At 72.1% G+C, this 15993-nt stretch carries 15 protein-coding genes; 3 read left to right on the top strand and 12 right to left on the bottom strand.

Annotated elements, in window-relative coordinates:
* Positions 1 to 264: 264 nt before the first annotated feature.
* The 4 genes from uvrC to rsgA all read right to left on the bottom strand — a co-directional run bounded on the left by uvrC (position 265) and on the right by rsgA (position 7250).
* Complete coding sequence (gene uvrC, locus F8271_RS10300; RefSeq protein WP_225854377.1) at positions 265 to 2268, bottom strand: excinuclease ABC subunit UvrC; 2004 nt, start codon at positions 2266 to 2268, stop codon at positions 265 to 267.
* Between the two features lie 119 nt (positions 2269 to 2387).
* The gene (locus F8271_RS10295) at positions 2388 to 2870 is read right to left on the bottom strand and encodes a Rieske (2Fe-2S) protein (RefSeq protein ID WP_151489472.1); all 483 of its coding nucleotides are present in this window, start codon (positions 2868 to 2870) and stop codon (positions 2388 to 2390) included.
* A 169-nt stretch (positions 2871 to 3039) separates the two neighbouring features.
* Positions 3040 to 5985, bottom strand: coding sequence for an excinuclease ABC subunit UvrA (gene uvrA / locus F8271_RS10290; RefSeq protein WP_151489471.1), 2946 nt, complete (start codon positions 5983 to 5985; stop codon positions 3040 to 3042).
* Positions 5986 to 6179: 194 nt separating this feature from the next.
* Complete coding sequence (gene rsgA / locus F8271_RS10285; protein ID WP_151489470.1) at positions 6180 to 7250, bottom strand: ribosome small subunit-dependent GTPase A; 1071 nt, start codon at positions 7248 to 7250, stop codon at positions 6180 to 6182.
* Positions 7251 to 7429: 179 nt separating this feature from the next.
* On the opposite strand from rsgA, the gene F8271_RS10280 reads away from it, so the two are divergent.
* Together F8271_RS10280 and F8271_RS10275 are read left to right on the top strand one after the other, a co-directional pair.
* The gene (locus F8271_RS10280; protein WP_151489469.1) at positions 7430 to 8146 is read left to right on the top strand and encodes a maleylpyruvate isomerase family mycothiol-dependent enzyme; all 717 of its coding nucleotides are present in this window, start codon (positions 7430 to 7432) and stop codon (positions 8144 to 8146) included.
* A 7-nt stretch (positions 8147 to 8153) separates the two neighbouring features.
* On the top strand, positions 8154 to 8807 hold the full coding sequence (locus F8271_RS10275) for an MBL fold metallo-hydrolase (protein ID WP_151489468.1): 654 nt from the start codon (positions 8154 to 8156) through the stop codon (positions 8805 to 8807).
* 120 nt (positions 8808 to 8927) lie between these two features.
* Here F8271_RS10275 and F8271_RS10270 read toward each other — a convergent pair whose 3' ends face one another.
* The 3 genes from F8271_RS10270 to F8271_RS32310 all read right to left on the bottom strand — a co-directional run bounded on the left by F8271_RS10270 (position 8928) and on the right by F8271_RS32310 (position 10566).
* Positions 8928 to 9536 carry a DedA family protein gene (locus tag F8271_RS10270; protein WP_151489467.1) on the bottom strand — a complete coding sequence of 203 codons (609 nt, stop codon included), beginning with the start codon at positions 9534 to 9536 and terminating at the stop codon, positions 8928 to 8930.
* 100 nt (positions 9537 to 9636) lie between these two features.
* Positions 9637 to 10320 carry a 50S ribosomal protein L11 methyltransferase gene (locus F8271_RS10265; RefSeq protein WP_357949216.1) on the bottom strand — a complete coding sequence of 228 codons (684 nt, stop codon included), beginning with the start codon at positions 10318 to 10320 and terminating at the stop codon, positions 9637 to 9639.
* Positions 10321 to 10404: 84 nt separating this feature from the next.
* Positions 10405 to 10566: a hypothetical protein gene (locus F8271_RS32310; protein ID WP_192580231.1), complete on the bottom strand. Its 162-nt coding sequence runs from the start codon at positions 10564 to 10566 to the stop codon at positions 10405 to 10407.
* Here F8271_RS32310 and F8271_RS10260 point away from each other — a divergent pair.
* Positions 10514 to 10717 (top strand): cold-shock protein, encoded by a 204-nt coding sequence (locus tag F8271_RS10260; protein ID WP_007072071.1) that lies wholly within the window; start codon positions 10514 to 10516, stop codon positions 10715 to 10717. The genes F8271_RS32310 and F8271_RS10260 overlap by 53 nt on opposite strands.
* Here F8271_RS10260 and F8271_RS10255 read toward each other — a convergent pair.
* From F8271_RS10255 to F8271_RS10235, 5 genes are all read right to left on the bottom strand, one after another.
* Complete coding sequence (locus F8271_RS10255) at positions 10627 to 12045, bottom strand: MFS transporter (RefSeq protein WP_255473673.1); 1419 nt, start codon at positions 12043 to 12045, stop codon at positions 10627 to 10629. The genes F8271_RS10260 and F8271_RS10255 overlap by 91 nt on opposite strands.
* Positions 12042 to 12617, bottom strand: coding sequence for a helix-turn-helix transcriptional regulator (locus F8271_RS10250; protein WP_151489466.1), 576 nt, complete (start codon positions 12615 to 12617; stop codon positions 12042 to 12044). Before F8271_RS10250 ends, F8271_RS10255 begins: the two co-directional genes overlap by 4 nt.
* A gap of 87 nt (positions 12618 to 12704) precedes the next feature.
* Positions 12705 to 13580, bottom strand: a complete 876-nt coding sequence (locus F8271_RS10245; protein ID WP_151489465.1) for a hypothetical protein — start codon at positions 13578 to 13580, stop codon at positions 12705 to 12707.
* Positions 13581 to 13726: 146 nt separating this feature from the next.
* Entirely contained in the window at positions 13727 to 15397 is a 1671-nt protein-coding gene (locus F8271_RS10240; protein WP_151489464.1) for a CocE/NonD family hydrolase, read from the bottom strand.
* 2 nt (positions 15398 to 15399) lie between these two features.
* On the bottom strand, positions 15400 to 15915 hold the full coding sequence (locus F8271_RS10235) for a MarR family winged helix-turn-helix transcriptional regulator (RefSeq protein ID WP_151489474.1): 516 nt from the start codon (positions 15913 to 15915) through the stop codon (positions 15400 to 15402).
* Positions 15916 to 15993 lie beyond the last annotated feature (78 nt).

The following is a 15993-nucleotide window of genomic DNA, read 5'->3' as shown; positions in this document are numbered from 1 at the left end:
GGACCGGACAACCACCCCGCCAGGCCACCACCGCACCCCGACACCGGCCCCGAACCGGACAATCACCCCGAAACCCGGCCCCAAGAAGAGCGCCTACCGCACCCGGACGACCACCCCGCCCCGGACACAGTCAAGATCCGAGCACTATCGGGGATGTTGCTGCCTCACGACGCGCTGAGACAGCAACATCCCCGACGTTGCGCGGATCTTGAGCGGCAGGACGGCACGAACGGACGCGACAGGCTCCGGGGACACGTACCGGGCTCAGCCTCCCGCAGGCCTCGTGCTGGGGGTGGCCTCCGCGCCGCCGTCGGCCCGTGCGTCCTTGTCGAGGGCGGCCAGGATCGCCTCGGCGGTGCGCCGACCCAGGCCGGGCACCTCGGTGATCTCGTCCACGGTGGCGGCGGAGAGTCGCTTAAGCGAACCGAAGTGCCGCAGCAGGGCCTTGCGCCGCACCTCTCCCAGGCCGGGTACGTGGTCCAGTGCCGACTCGGTCATCCGCTTGGAGCGGCGTTGCCGGTGGAAGGTGATGGCGAAGCGGTGCGCCTCGTCGCGGACCCGTTGCAGCAGGTAGAGCCCTTCGGAGGTGCGCGGCAGGATGACCGGGAACTCGTCGTTGGGGAGCCACACCTCCTCCAGTCGCTTGGCGAGCCCGCAGAGCGCCACGTCGTCGATGCCCAGGTCGGCGAGGGCCTGGGCGGCGGCGGCGACCTGCGGGGCGCCGCCGTCGACGACCACCAGCTGGGGTGGGTACGCGAATTTGCGCGGCCGTCCGGTGGTCGGGTCGATCAGGACGCCGACCTGCGGCTCGGCGGCGTCGGCCGGGGCGGCCGGGTCGTCGGTCGACTCGACGCCCACCTCGCCCGTCTCGGCCCGCGCGTCCAGGTAGCGGGCGAAGCGGCGGCGCAGCACCTCGGACATCGCGGAGAGGTCGTCGGTGGCGCCTCGGACGATGAACCGCCGGTATTCGCTCTTGCGGGGCAGCCCGTCCTCGAAGACCACCATGCTGGCCACCACGTCGGTGCCCTGGATCTGGGAGATGTCGAAGCATTCGATGCGCAGCGGCGAGGTGCGCATGTCCAGTGCCTCGCTGATCTCGTCCAGTGCCTTGCCCCGGGTGGTCAGGTCACCGGATCGCTTGAGTTTGTGCCGGGCCAACGCGTCCTTGGCGTTGCGCTCGACGGTCTCCATCAAAGACCGCTTGTCGCCGCGTTGCGGCACCCGCAGCGACACCCGGCTGCCCCGGTGGGTGGTGAGCCATTCGGCCAGCGCGTCGGCGTCCGCCGGCAGCTCGGGCACGAGCAACTCCCGGGGTACGTCGCTCTCGCCGTGCTCCCCGCCGTACACCTGGGTGCAGAAGTGGTGCACCAGGTCGCCGGTGGTCAGGTCCTCCGTCTTCTCCACCACCCAGCCGCGCTGGCCACGGACCCGGCCGTCACGGACGTGGAAGACCTGCACGGCCGCCTCGAGCGGGTCGTCGGCGAACGCGACCACGTCGGCGTCGGTGCCGTCGCCCAGCACCACGGTCTGCTTCTCCATGGCGCGGCGCAGCGCGGCCACGTCGTCGCGTAGCCGGGCGGCCCGTTCGAACTCCAGTTGCTCGCTCGCCTCGGTCATCTCACGTTCGAGCTTGCGGACCATCGTGTCGGTGCGGCCGGCCATGAAGTCGCAGAAACCGTCGACGATGGCGCGGTGTTCGTCGGCGGAGACGGAGCCGACGCACGGCGCCGAGCACTTGCCGATGTAGCCGAGGAGGCAGGGGCGACCAACCTGGCCGGCCCGCTTGAACACCCCGGCGGAGCACGTCCGGGCAGGGAACACGCGCAGCAGCAGGTCGAGGGTCTCCCGAATGGCCCAGGCGTGTGAGTACGGCCCGAAGTAGCGCACGCCCTTGCGCTTGGCGCCGCGCATCACCTGCAGCCGCGGGTACTCCTCATTGAGGGTGACGGCCAGGTAGGGGTACGACTTGTCGTCGCGGTAGCGGACGTTGAACCGGGGGTCGTACTGCTTGATCCAGGTGAACTCCTGCTGGAGCGCCTCGACCTCGGTGCCGACGGTGATCCAGTCCACCGACTCGGCGGTGGTGACCATCTGCCGGGTGCGCTCGTGCAGGTTCCAGACGTCGCCGAAGTAGGAGTTGAGCCGGCTGCGCAGGTTTCGCGCCTTGCCGACGTAGATCACTCGGCCGGTGCCGTCACGGAAGCGGTAGACCCCCGGTAACTCCGGGATGGTGCCGGGTGCGGGACGGTAGGTCGAGGGGTCAGCCACACCGACAATCCTAGTCCGCACTCCCGACACCCCACGGTCAGCGCTTGATCAACTCGGGCTGCGGGGACGGCGGGGTGTCGCCGGACACCCCGGCCACGAAGCCCGAGTCGATCAGCGCGTCAGGCGAGGGAGATCTGGTCTCCGGTGACCTTGATGTCCTTGGGCGGCAGCGGCTTGGTGGCCGGCCCGGCCTTCACCGAGCCGTCCTCGATCGAGAACTTGCTGCCGTGACAGGTGCAGTTGATGGTGCCGCCGTCGACGTTCGTGACCGGGCAGTTCTGGTGGGTGCAGATGGGGCTGAAGCCCTTGAACTGACCGGCGGCGGGCTGGGTGATCACCACGCCCTCAGCCGCGAGGACCTTGCCGCCGCCGACCGGGATGTCGGCGGTGGTGGCCAGCGACTGGGCGTTCTGCCGGTCGCCGCCGCCGGCGTCACCGGTGCTGGGCACCGCCGGGCCACCGCTGGTGGGTGCGTCGCTGCCGCTGCCGTCGTCGCTGCCGCAGGCGGCCAGGACGACGGCCGCACCGACCGCACCGACACCGGTGAGCAGGGCTCGACGGGTCTGCGTACCGGGACCGGTCAGCGCCTGATCGTCACTCATGCCTCGCCTCTCTCTAGCCCGCTGCGCCGGTCCGAGAGCCGGCCACACTTCTTCACACGGGCAACTGTGCCGGATGGTTCATCGCGCCGCCTGTCCGACCCGGGAAATGCGGACGGGGCGGGCCCGACCGGACCCGCCCCGCACAAAAACCGGCCAAGCCCGGCCGAGGTCAGCGTGCGGCGGCCGGTACCTTACGGCTGGCCCGCGCCTTGGTCGTGCCGTTGGCCTTGGCGGCCCGGGTCGTGGCCGCCGCCGCGCCCTTGGCCTCGCCGTCGAGCGTGAGCACCTGGCGCAGGAACTGGCCGGTGTGGCTCTCGGCCACCTCGGCCACCTCCTCGGGGGTGCCGGTGGCGAGCACGGTGCCGCCCCGGTGGCCGCCCTCCGGGCCCATGTCGATCAGCCAGTCGGCCGTCTTGATCACGTCGAGGTTGTGCTCGATGGTGATCACCGTGTTGCCCTTGTCGACCAGGCCCTCCAGCACCATCAGCAGCTTGCGGATGTCCTCGAAGTGCAGGCCGGTGGTCGGCTCGTCGAGCACGTAGACCGTCCGCCCGGTGGAACGCTTCTGCAGCTCGGACGCGAGCTTGACCCGCTGCGCCTCACCGCCGGACAGCGTCGGCGCGGGCTGGCCGAGGCGTACGTAGCCCAGGCCGACGTCGACAAGCGTCTTGAGGTGCCGGTGGATGGCCGGGATGGCGGAGAAGAACTCGGCGGCCTCCTCGATCGGCATCTCCAGCACGTCCGAGACGGTCTTGCCCTTGTAGTGCACCTCCAGCGTCTCCCGGTTGTACCGGGCGCCCTTGCAGACCTCGCAGGGGACGTACACGTCGGGCAGGAAGTTCATCTCGATCTTGATGGTGCCGTCGCCGGAGCACGCCTCGCAGCGCCCACCCTTGACGTTGAACGAGAACCGGCCCGGACCGTACCCGCGGACCTTCGCCTCGGTGGTCTCGGCGAAGAGCTTGCGGACGTGGTCCCAGACGCCGGTGTAGGTGGCCGGGTTGGAGCGCGGCGTCCGGCCGATCGGCGACTGGTCCACGCCGACGACCTTGTCCACGTGCTCCAGGCCGGCGACCCGGGTGTGCCGGCCGGGCACCAACCGGGCGCCGTTGATCTGGTTGGCCAGCACCGCGTACAGGATGTCGTTGACCAGCGTCGACTTGCCCGAGCCGCTGACCCCGGTGACGGCGATCAGCTGACCCAGCGGGAACGACACCGTCAGGTTGCGCAGGTTGTGCTCCCGCGCTCCGTGCACCACCAGCTCGCGGGCCGCGTCCTGCGGGCGGCGCGACTTCGGCGTCGGGATCGACCGCTTACCCGACAGGTACGCGCCGGTGATCGACTCCTTGTTCTTCAGCAGGGCCGGCACCGACCCGCTGTGCACGATCTTGCCGCCGTGCTCGCCCGCGCCGGGCCCGATGTCGACGATCCAGTCGGCGACGCGGATGGTGTCCTCGTCGTGCTCGACCACGATCAGCGTGTTGCCCAGCCCGCGCAGCCGGATCAGGGTCTCGATCAGCCGGTGGTTGTCGCGCTGGTGCAGCCCGATCGACGGTTCGTCGAGCACGTAGAGCACGCCCACCAGGCCGGAGCCGATCTGGGTGGCGAGCCGGATGCGCTGCGCCTCGCCGCCGGACAGGGTGCCGGCCGGCCGGTCCAGGGAGAGGTAGTCCAGGCCGACGTCGAGCAGGAACCGCAGCCGGGCGTTGATCTCCTTGAGGACCCGCTCGGCGATCATCTTCTGCCGGTCGGTCAGCTCGATGCCGGCGAGCAGGTCGGCGCACTCGCCCACGGACAGGTTGCAGACCTCGGCGATGCTCTTGCCGGCGAGGGTGACGGCGAGCACCTCGGGCTTGAGCCGGGCACCGCCGCAGGCCGCGCACGGCACGTCGCGCATGTAGCCCTCGTACTTGTCGCGGGACCACTCGGACTCGGTGTCGGAGTGCCGGCGCTCGATCCACTGCACCACACCCTCGAAGCCGGTGTAGTAGGAGCGCTCGCGGCCGTACTTGTTGCGGTACCGCACGTGCACCTGGTCGTCGGAGCCGTGCAGGATCGTCTTCTGCGCCCGGGCCGGCAGCGCCCGCCACGGGGTGTCGACGGTGAAGTGCTGGGCGTCGCCGAGCGCCTCCAGCAGGCGCAGGAAGTATTCCAGGTTGTGCCCGGTGGACCAGGGCTGGATGGCGCCCTCGCGCAGGGTGCGCTCCGGGTCGGGGACCAGCAGCTCCGGGTCGACCTCCTTCTTGGTGCCCAGGCCGGTGCACTCCGGGCAGGCGCCGTACGGGGCGTTGAAGGAGAAGACCCGGGGCTCGAGATCCTCGATGGCGAGGGGGTGGTCGTTGGGGCAGGCCAGGTGCTCGGAGTAGCGGCGCTCCCGGTCCGGGTCGCCCTCGGGGAGGTCGACGAAGTCGAGCAGCACCAGGCCGCTGGACAGGCCCAGGGCGGCCTCGACCGAGTCGGTCAGCCGCTGCTTGGCGCTCGGCTTGACGGTGAGCCGGTCGATCACCACCTCGATGGTGTGCTTCTCCTGCTTCTTGAGCTTCGGCGGCTCGGTGAGCGGGTGCACCACACCGTCGACGCGGGCACGGGCGTAGCCCTTGGCCTGCAGCTCGGCGAAAAGGTCGACGTACTCACCCTTGCGGCCGCGGATGACCGGGGCGAGCACCATGAACTTGGTGCCCTCGGTCATCGCGAGGACCCGGTCGACGATCTGCTGGGGGCTCTGGCGGGAGATCCGTTCGCCGCAGACCGGGCAGTGCGGCTCGCCGATGCGGGCGTAGAGCAGGCGCAGGTAGTCGTAGACCTCGGTGATGGTGCCGACGGTCGAACGCGGGTTGCGCGAGGTGGATTTCTGGTCGATCGAGACGGCCGGGCTCAGGCCCTCGATGAAGTCGACGTCGGGCTTGTCCATCTGGCCGAGGAACTGCCGGGCGTACGACGAGAGCGACTCGACGTAGCGCCGCTGCCCCTCGGCGAAGATCGTGTCGAAGGCCAGGCTCGACTTGCCCGACCCGGACAGCCCGGTGAACACGATGAGCGCGTCCCGGGGCAGGTCGAGACTGACGTCACGCAGGTTGTGCTCGCGCGCGCCACGGATGATCAGTCGGTCGGCCACGGTGCGTGTACTCCCGGGAGAAGACGATGCGGAGGATCTGTCCCGCTCTGGAGTGATTCTGAGCGGTTGTGCGGGCGCGGAAATCACGCCTCGGCAACTCTAGCCCCGAGGTACGACAGTTTCCCGCGCCCGCACATTCCCCCAGCTCAGCCCGGTTGGCCGCGCGCCCGCGAGCGCGGCACGCACCGCCGGGCTCAGTAGCCGCCGGGCGCCGGCGGTCGGGCCGCCCGACGTCGGGCCGAGCGCCACCCACCGCGTCGTTCGGCGGCCGTGCGCGCCTCCCGCCGCCGGCTCTCGTGCGCCACCTCACCCTGCAGCCGCCGCCAGCTCTCCCACCGACGGGTGGAGAGTTCGCCGGTGCGCAGCGCGTCGCGGACGGCGCACGCCGGCTCGCCGTCGTGCCCGCAGTCGGCGTACCGGCAGCCCTCGGCCAGCCCGGCGATGTCGGCGAACGCCCGGTCGAGCCCCGTCACGCCGTCGAGCAGGCCGACCGCCCGTACCCCGGGCGTGTCGATCACCGCACCGCCGCCGGGGATCGGTACGAGCGCCCGCCAGGTGGTGGTGTGCCGACCCTTGCCGTCGACCCGCCGGATCGCCTGGGTGGGCATCATCACGGCACCGGCGAGGGCGTTGACCAGGCTCGACTTACCGGCACCGGACGGCCCGAGCAGGCCGAGGGTGCGACCCGGCGCCACCTCGGCGCGCAGCGGGTCGAGCCCGACGCCGCGCTCGGCGCTGACCGGCAGCACCGGCACACCGGGTGCGACCGCGGCGAGTTGCCGGGCCAGCGCGCCCGGGTCGGCCGCGAGGTCGGCCTTGGTCAGCACGACCAGCGGCCGGGCTCCGGACTCGTGCACCAGGGCGAGCAGTCGCTCGATGCGGCCGACGTCCGGCTCCGGGTGCACCGGCTCCACCACGGCGGCGGCGTCGAGGTTGGCGGCCAGCACCTGGCCGCTGGCGTCCTTACCGGCGGTACGGCGGATCAGCGCGGCCCGCCGCGGCAGCACCGCCTCGACGGTGACGCGGCCGTCGGGCCACTGCCCGAGCAGCACCCAGTCGCCCGCGCAGGGCAGCGTGGAGGGATCCCGGGCGGCGGCGGCCAGGACCGCTCCGCCCAGGCTGGCCCGGACCGGGCCGGAGGCGGCGAGCACCGTGCAGACCCCGCGGTCCACCCGGGCCACCCGGGCCGGTCGGTGCTCACCCCGCCGGGTGCCGTACGCCGCGCGCTCGGCGTCCCAGCCGAGGGCGGTCAGATCGATCGTCATGGCATCCTCATCGGTGTCGAAACGGGTGATGGCGGAACACGCGTGTCACGGCCGGCATGATCACCACCTCCGTCCGACGTCCCGGTGCCGCGTATGCCGCCGACGGTAGGGCGCGCGCCGACGCGCCGAAAGCGATTTCCCCGGCGACGACCCGCCCGGTTCACCGCTAGGGTCTACGGGTGACCACGGATCCGCTGCTGCTGATGGGTGAGGTGGACGCCGCCACCGACCGGTTGCTGCGGACCGCGGCCGCCTTCGACGCCGCGGACCTGGCGGGCCCCTCGCTGCTGCCGGGCTGGACGCGCGGGCACGTGCTGGCCCACCTGGCGCGCAACGCCGACGGCTTCGTCAACCTGCTCACCTCGGCCCGCACCGGGCAGCCGGTGCCGATGTACGCCTCACTCGCGGCCCGGACGGCCGACATCGAGTCCGGCGCCGGCCGGCCACCCGCCGAGCACCTGGACGACCTGCGGCGTACCGCGGACCTGTTCGCCGAGGCGGTCGCCGCCATGCCGGCCGAGGCGTGGGCGGCGACGGTGCAGGCTCGCCGGGGCCCGTGGCCCGCCGCGCTGCTCGTCTGGGGTCGGCTGCGCGAGATCGAGGTGCACCATCTCGATCTGGCCGCCGGCTACCGCGCCTCGGCATGGTCGGAGACGTTCACCCTCCGGCTGCTGCGCGAGGCGGCCACCCACCACGGCAACCGGCCGGCGCCGCCGTCGATGGTGCTGCGTGTCGACGGCGGCCCGCACGAGTTGGTGATCGGGGACCGGGTCGGCGCCCCGGTCGTCTCCGGTCCCGCACCGGACCTCGCCGCCTGGCTGATCGGCCGTGGCGGCGGCGACACACTCGCCGTCACACCCGACGGCCCCCTGCCTACTCCACCGGAATGGATATAGAAACGTCATGACCTACAGCGGAGATGTCACCCACGGCGGCCCGCCGGCGGTACGGGAGTTGGACGGGCTCACCATCAGCAAGCTGTCGGTGGGTCCGATGGACAACAACGCCTACCTGCTGCGCTGCACGGGCACCGGTGAGCAGGTGCTCATCGACGCCGCCAACGAGGCGCCCCGGGTGCTGGAGCTGGTCGGCGACGGTGGGCTGACGGCCGTGGTGACCACCCACCAGCACATGGACCACTGGGTGGCGCTGGAGGAGGTGGTGGCCAAGACCGGCGCCCGGGTGCTGGTGCACGCCGACGACGCGGCGGGGCTGCCGATCGAGGCGGAGCGACTCGCCGACGGTGACACCGTATCGGTCGGCGACTGCGCGCTGGAGGTCATCCACCTCAAGGGGCACACCCCGGGTTCGATCGCGCTGCTCTACCGCGACCCGGCCGGCACCGGCCACCTCTTCACCGGTGACAGCCTCTTTCCCGGTGGGGTCGGCAACACCGACAAGGACCCGGAGCGGTTCGCCGCGCTGATCGACGACGTCGAGCACAAGCTGTTCGACCAGCTTGCGGACGACACCTGGTTCTACCCCGGCCACGGCAAGGACAGCACCCTGGGAGCCGAACGCCCAGCCCTCCCCCAGTGGAAAACCCGAGGCTGGTAGCAACCAACGGGGAAACCCGACGCTGACCGAAAACCACCAAGCCCGACAAACCACCGGTGGGCGGCGACCCCCCGGACGAGCCGCCCCCCCAACCGCAACCGGGCCCGGAACCGCAGCAGCTCAGGAAGCGACAGCGAACAACCGACGCCGAGCACCCAGCAACACGACGGAAGCCAGCACCAGCCCAACGCCCATCGTGACCAGCAGAGGGCTCGGCGTGCCGGGCAGCAGTCCGGCCAGGGCCCGCGACGCGGTGCCCAGCGCGAGGTAGAGGCCGGCCCAGGCGGCGGCGCCGAGTGTCGCGCAGCCGAGGAACCGGCGGTACGACATCCGCAGCCCGCCGGCGGCGAGCGGCAGCAGCGCGTTGAACACCGGCAGGAACGGCGCGACCACCATCATCCGGCCGCCGCCGCGGCGCAGGATCCCTTCCGCCGCGCTCCAGCGGGCCTCGCCGATCCAGTCACCGACCCGGCTGCTGCGGAGGCGTTCGGCGTACCGGCGGCCGACGAGGAAACTCAGCGACCAGCCGGCGAGGCAGCCGGCGAGCACCGCGGTGAAGGTGGCGAGCCCGGTGGCCGGTCGGCCCACCCCGACCGCGGCGAGGATCGCCACGTCGCCGGGGATGAGGACGCCGAGCAGGGGTACGGCGTCGAAGAGCATGACGATCCCGAGCGCGCCCATCAGCAGCAGGATGGGCAACTCTCCGACCTGGGCCAGCCATTGCGTCATGCTGCGTACGCTATGGCCGACCTGCCACCGTGGACATCCGGTCGCGTCCCCCAGCGTCCCCTGGTATCGGCCTCGGGGTCACCCCTGAGTGGTCTCGGCGTCACGCGGGTCGCAGCACCCGGACCCGGCGCAGCGACGAGTCGACGGATGGTTCGGTGGTGGGCACCGGGTAGTCGGCCAGCACCGTCAACCGGTCCTCGGGCAGGTGCCCCCGGTCGGGGTCGCCGACCAGGACGTCGGCACCGCCGGCGGCGGCCCGTTGCAGGAACGGCAGCACCCGGTCGGCCAGCGCGCGGCTGTAGAAGACGTCGCCGGCGACCACCAGGTCCGCCTCCGCGTCGACGCGGTCGAGCAGGTCGTCTCCGGTCGTGTCGACGTCGACCTGGTTGGCGCGTGCGTTGACGGTGACGGCGGCCACGGCGTACGGGTCGATGTCGTTGGCGACGACCCGGGTCGCGCCGCACAGCGCGGCGGCGATGGCCACCAGCCCCGATCCGGCGGCGAGGTCGAGCACCCGCCGGCCGACGACGAGTTCCGGGTGGTCCAGCAGGTGCCGGGCCAGGGCCTGGCCGCCGGCCCAGACGGAGGCCCAGTAGGGCGGTGGCAAAGTGTGCCCGGCGGCCGCCTCCATGCGGGCCCACCAGACGATGGCGTCCTCGGCGAGGTGCAGTCGTACCTCCGGGACGAACGGGATGGGCACCAACTGGAGCCGGTCCAGGCCGCTGCCGGGCGCGTCGATCTCGCGCTCCAGCACGGTCAGCGCGGTGGCTGTGGCACCCCTCATCGGCGCAAGCATGCCCCAGCGGAGAGTCACCGGGGTCGTTTTCAGCCGCCGGCGCGCAGAGTTCACTCGACTTCGCACGAAGACCTACGGCACTTCGGCCGGCAGATCGCGGGTTTGCCCGTTACTGTCGAACAGGTACGGGCGATCATCGGCCACAGGTCGAGGGTCAGCCGCTTTGAACAGGGAGAGATGCATGGCAACCGGCACGGTTAAGTGGTTCAACTCGGAAAAGGGCTTCGGCTTCATCGAGCAGGACGGTGGAGGGCCGGACGTGTTCGTCCACTACTCCGCCATCGCGACGAGCGGCTACCGGGAGCTCAACGAGGGCCAGAAGGTCGAGTTCGAGGTGACCCAGGGGCAGAAGGGTCCGCAGGCGGACAACGTCCGCCCGATGTAGCTCCGTGCCGGTGACGGCGGCCGGTTCGCCGGTCGCCGTCGCAGCGCACTCAAGACGCCGCCGGGGCGGCGGGCAGGTCCCGCCGCCGCCGGAGCGGTCCCATCACCAGAATCATCGGCGTGAGGGCGAGCCAGGTGGTCATCACCGTGATCGCTGTCGCGACGCCGTAGCGTGCGCCGAGCGCACCGGCCAGCACGGCCGCGAGCGGGATGGCGCCGGTTGAGCAGATGCATGCTCACGGTCACGCGGCCGAGCAGGTGGTGCGGGGTGTACGTCTGCCGGAAGGCGCCCTTCACCACGTTGCCGACGGCGACGCCGAGGCCGATCAGCACCCCGCCGAGCGCCGGCCAGACGAGGCCGGCGCCGGGTGCGGCCAGGGGGATGAGCAGCGCGGGCGGTCCGGTCAGGGCCGCCCCGATCAGCATGGCCCGCGCGGTGCCGCAGCGCCGCGCCAGCGTGGTGGCCAGCAGCGCGCCGACGATCCCCCCGACGCTCATCACCGCGACCACGGCGCCCACCATGCCGGGCGCGAGTCGCAGCTCGCGGACCAGGAAGACCACCAGGACGGCCTGGTAGCCGGTGAGCCCGATGTTGCTGGCCGCGCCGAAGACCGTGAGCACCCGCAGGTACGGGTCGCGGATGACGAAGCGCAGTCCTTCGGCGATGTCGCGGCGCAGTGACCGGGAGTGGGCGGCCCGTGCGGCGGGTGGCTCGACGGTGCGGATGCGCAGCAGGAAGGCCGCGGAGAGCAGGAACGTGAGGGCGTCCAGCAGCAGCGCGGCGACGGCGCCGGTGAGTTGGGCGATCAGGCCGGCGATGCCCGGCCCGACGACATAGCTGACGGTCTGGGTGGCCTGGAGTTTCGCGTTGCCCTCGGGCAGCTGGTCGGGTCGCAGCACGACGGGGAGGTAGACCTGGTCGGCGGTCTCGAAGAAGACCCGCGCGGTGCCGGCGCCGAGCGCGACGAGCAGCAGGTGCCCGACGGTGAGCCGGTCCAGTGCGGCGGCCAGTGGCACGCTGAGGAAGGCCAGCGCGCAGAGCAGGTCGCAGATCACCATCACCGGCCGGCGTGGCAGCCGGTCCACCCACGCGCCGGCCGGTAGGCCGATTAGCAGCCAGGGCAGCCAGGCCGCGGCGGTGAGCACCGCCACCTGGAAGGTGCCGGCGTCGAGGACGGCCACGGCGACCAGCGGCAGCGCGACCGTGGTGACGTTGCTGCCGACGCTGCTGACGGTCTGGCCGGCCCAGAGCAGCCGGAAGTCCCGATGCCGCAGCAGTCCGCCGGCCGGCCGGGCCGGGCTCGGATCGGTGCGGGTGGCCGCGGTCACGGCCGGGCCGGAACGCCGTGGGCGAACACGAAGACCGGCTGGCGGTCCCGCCCGTCGTCGGGCAGCGGCCGGTCGGCCCAGCGGGCCAGCAGGTCGATCATTTCGCGGCTCAGCTCGGCCAGTTCGTCCGGGGTGAGGTGCAGCCACTTGTCGGTGGAGAAGGGGCCGTCGTGCCAGGTGGCCTGCGTCGAGTCGTCTGCGGCGTGCCAGGCTCGGGCCAGGGCGACGTGCCGGTCCAGGTTGAGCGACGTGGCGGCGTCGGCGACGGCTCGGGCGGCCGGGTCGGCGTCGAAGTCGCTGTTGGACCAGCGCACCCCCCGGGTGACCAGCCGCCACCACCGCTCGCGCCGGTCCCGGGCCAGTTCGGGGGCCTCGGTGACCAGCTCGCCGGCGGCGAGGACCTTGAGGTGGTGGCTGACGTTGGCGGGCGCCTGGTCGGTGCGGTCGGCGAGCATGCCGACGGTGGACGGCCCGTGGACCTTGAGGACGTCCATCAGGCGGCGGCGCAGCGGGTGGGCCATGGCCGCGAGGACCCGGGAGTCGGTGACCTGGCGTAGGTCGGGGCTTTCCATACGGTCCAACCTGCCATCCGCAACCACTCTTGCGCAATATACGTTGCCCAATGATTGTTGCGGAGTGGCGGGCGGAGCCGCCGACGATCAGGCGACCAGCCGGCGCGCCAGTTCGTCGGCGACCTGCTTGGCCATGGTCGGCGGGATGGCCGCGGCGATCCGCTCGGGGGTCAACCCGGCGAGCACACCCTGGACGATGGCGGGCTCGTCGGTGAAGTCCCGGCCGGACAGCGCGGTCAACGCGGCCTGCAGCGCGCTCACCTGCGCGGCGATGGACGTCAGCGTCGGGCTCTCCGGCTTGTAGTTGCTGACGGTGGCGTCCTGCCCCAGCGCCATACGGGTGTAGATCTGACCGATCGGGTTGCGACCGTCCAACAGGGTCAGGTTCTGGTGGACGGTGGCCAGCCAGGCGTGCTCTTCGGGGGTCATGTCGTTGTCCTCCAGGAGTCCGATGGAGCTGAGGTAGCGGCGGAACAGCGGCCGCTGGTCACGGCCCGCCTTGATCGCGTCGCGGAAGAAACTGAAGTGGGTGTGCCAGCGGTGTGTGGTGTCGCCACTGGTGCGCTTGCCGAGCCGGTCCCACCGCTTCACGGTCGTACCGTCGGGGCTGTAGATGATCTCGCGGATGTCGCGGGTGTCCGCCGCGTTCGCGACGCACTGCCCCACACACCAGACCGAGAAGCTGGCCAGGGTGTGGGTACGACCGGCGGAGCGGACATCGAAGCCGCCGACGTCGAGCGCCGCGGCGTCGAGGGTCAGGCCGGCACGGTCCCGGGGTGACTCCACCACGGAGTAGTCGTTGGTGACGACCCGGTCCGATCCGCAGTGGTACCCGCCCCGGTGGTCGGCGTCGCCGACGATGCCGACCTCCGCCGGCTCCAGATCGTCCGGTCCGGGAGCGTTGTCGAGATGGGTGAGAAGCAGACTTCGGAGGGCCAACAGATTCGCCGGGGCCCGGGTCATGGGGTCCCCCTTTCCAATGGATGGGGGCCGGGCGTGCGACATCACACCGCGTACGCGGTCAGGAAACTTCGGGCGAGCCCGGCCTACTGGTGCACGGCGCCGGGCGTTAGCACAACCATAGCCCGCAATTTCGATGAATGCCCAGCTCAGCGGCTTGTAGATTGTGCGGAACCACTGTGGATGATCGGCAGCATCAGCGCGGAGGGGTGCTCCGGGTCGTGCAGAACCTCTCGCCATCCGGCACACAGCGTCACTGCCGTACCAAGGGATTCGCCGCTGCCCGGGTTGCGCGCCCAGCGCGGATGGGCGCCTCCGGAGACCTGCAACCGCAACCGGTGCCCGGCGGCGAACCGGTACGCGGTCGGCCAGAGCGGCACCGGAACCCGCAGCGCGCCGGACGCGTCGCCCGGGAACCGGTCGGGGGTGACCCGGACCAGCCCGTCGCACACGTTCCAGGACCGGCTCCGACGGTCCACGTCGCACAGTCGCACGAAGACATCGAGGTACGGCAGCTCACCGCGGACGTGGATCTCGGCGCGCACCGGGCCGATCACTTCCAGCGGCCGGGCCAGCGGGGCGCTGGTGTAGGTCAGCACGTCGGGGCGGGCCTCGACACTTCCGTTGTCCACCGTGCCGGCCCGCTGCGCGACGAGCAGCGGCCCACCCACCGACGGGGTCGGATCGGCCGGGTCGTAGCGGAACCCGTCCGGCGTCGACCCGACCGGCGGACGCGCCGCCAGCTCGCCGCCCGGGTGCAGGTGCCACGCGGTGTCGACCGCGGGCGGCGGCCAGTCCGGCAGGTCGCGCCAGCCGCCGCCCCGGCCTCCCACGTGCAGCCGGACCGGCGCCGACCCGCCCGGAGCCCGGCCCGCCGGGGTCAGGTGCGCGTCGAGCCAGGCCAGCCCCTCGCGCAGGGAGGCGGCGAACAGGCCGGGGCTGCCGTGCGTCCACGGACCGATCACGAGACGCCCTCGGGCGCCGGCGGCGCGCAGCGTGGCGTGGTCGTCGAGCTGGGCGGGCAGGAAGATGTCGTGCCAGCCGGTGACCATGAGCACCGGCGCCCGTACCCGGGCGACGCGGTCGGCGAAGACCCGTGTCCGCCAGTACGGGGCGTCCGGGGTGTGGTGGCGCAGCCACTCCTGGAAGAAGGGGATCCGCACGCCGGTGGCCACCCGGTCGGCGTCGGCCAGCGGCAGGTGTTCCAGCGCGGCGGCCAGCCGGGGCTGCCCACGCTTGAGTTCCCACTGCCGGGCCAGCCACGGCACCGTCTGCGCGTGCAGCAGCTCCGCCCAGGTCAGCACCGTGTCCAGGGCGAACGACTCCCCCGCGTACGTCGAGTCCCGGGTGGCCGAGGCGGTCACCACCGCGACCATCGCGCGCAGGTCGTCGCCGGCGTCGGCGGCCAGCGCCCACTGCGCGAAGCCCTGGTAGCTGACGCCGAACATGCCGAGCGCGCCGGCCCACCAGGGTTGGCGGCGCAGCCAGTCGAGGGTGTCCAACCCGTCGTCGCGCTCGTGCACCAGCGGGGCGAAGGTCCCACCGGATCCGCCGGTGCCCCGGCAGGACTGGATCACCGCGTGCTGGCCGCGTGCGGCGAGCAGCCGCCCGAGCAGCCGCAACGGCCCACCCCGTCCGTACGGGGTGCGGATCAGCACGGTGGGCGCGTCGGGGGCGGCCGGGGCGTAGTGGTCGGTGCGCAGCACCACGCCGTCGCGGGCGCGTACCGGAATGTCCCGGGTGACCCGCACCGGTCCGGTGCGGGTCGGCGGCAGCCGCAGCGCGGCACCGGCCAGGCGGGCGACGAGACGACGCGACACGGTCAGCCCGTCGGGCGGCGGGGCGGCTCGGGTCGGGCGGCGCGCACCGAGTCGCGGTGCGCGCGGATCGACTCGCTCATCGCCGCCATGAACCGGTGCACCACCTCCAGCTCGTCCTCGTCGAACCGGTCCATCACCGTGTCGGTACGGGCGCCCAGCGGCTGGAAGAACTCCATGGCGAGCGTGGCGCCCTGGTCGGCGTAGTGCAGCAGCACCTTGCGCCGGTCGACGGTGTCCCGGTCCCGGCGGATGTGCCCGGCCCGCTCCAGCCGGTCGATCAGGGCGGTGACCGAGCCGGAGGAGAGGTTGAGCTGCTCACCGAGGCGGCCGGGGGTGATCGGGTCGCCGAGCAGTTCGGCGTCCATCACGGCGATCAGGGCCCGCAGGTCGGTCGGGTTGAGGCCGTGCAGGTTGGCGAAGGCGTGGCCGACCTGCTGGGCGTCCACCGCGTACCGCCGGAGGTTGTTGGTGATCTCGGCGACCAGCTGCTCGCGGCGCGTGTCGCGCCGCCGGTACATGCCGTGAGTCGCCACCTCGCGCCGCTTCCCGTCGTCGGTTTCCCGGGTTGCAGCATAGAACAGCCGTCGATAATCTCG

This window comes from Micromonospora sp. ALFpr18c (assembly GCF_008868155.1).
Taxonomy (GTDB): Bacteria; Actinomycetota; Actinomycetes; order Mycobacteriales; family Micromonosporaceae; genus Micromonospora.
This window is presented reverse-complemented; position numbering and strand designations above follow the sequence as displayed.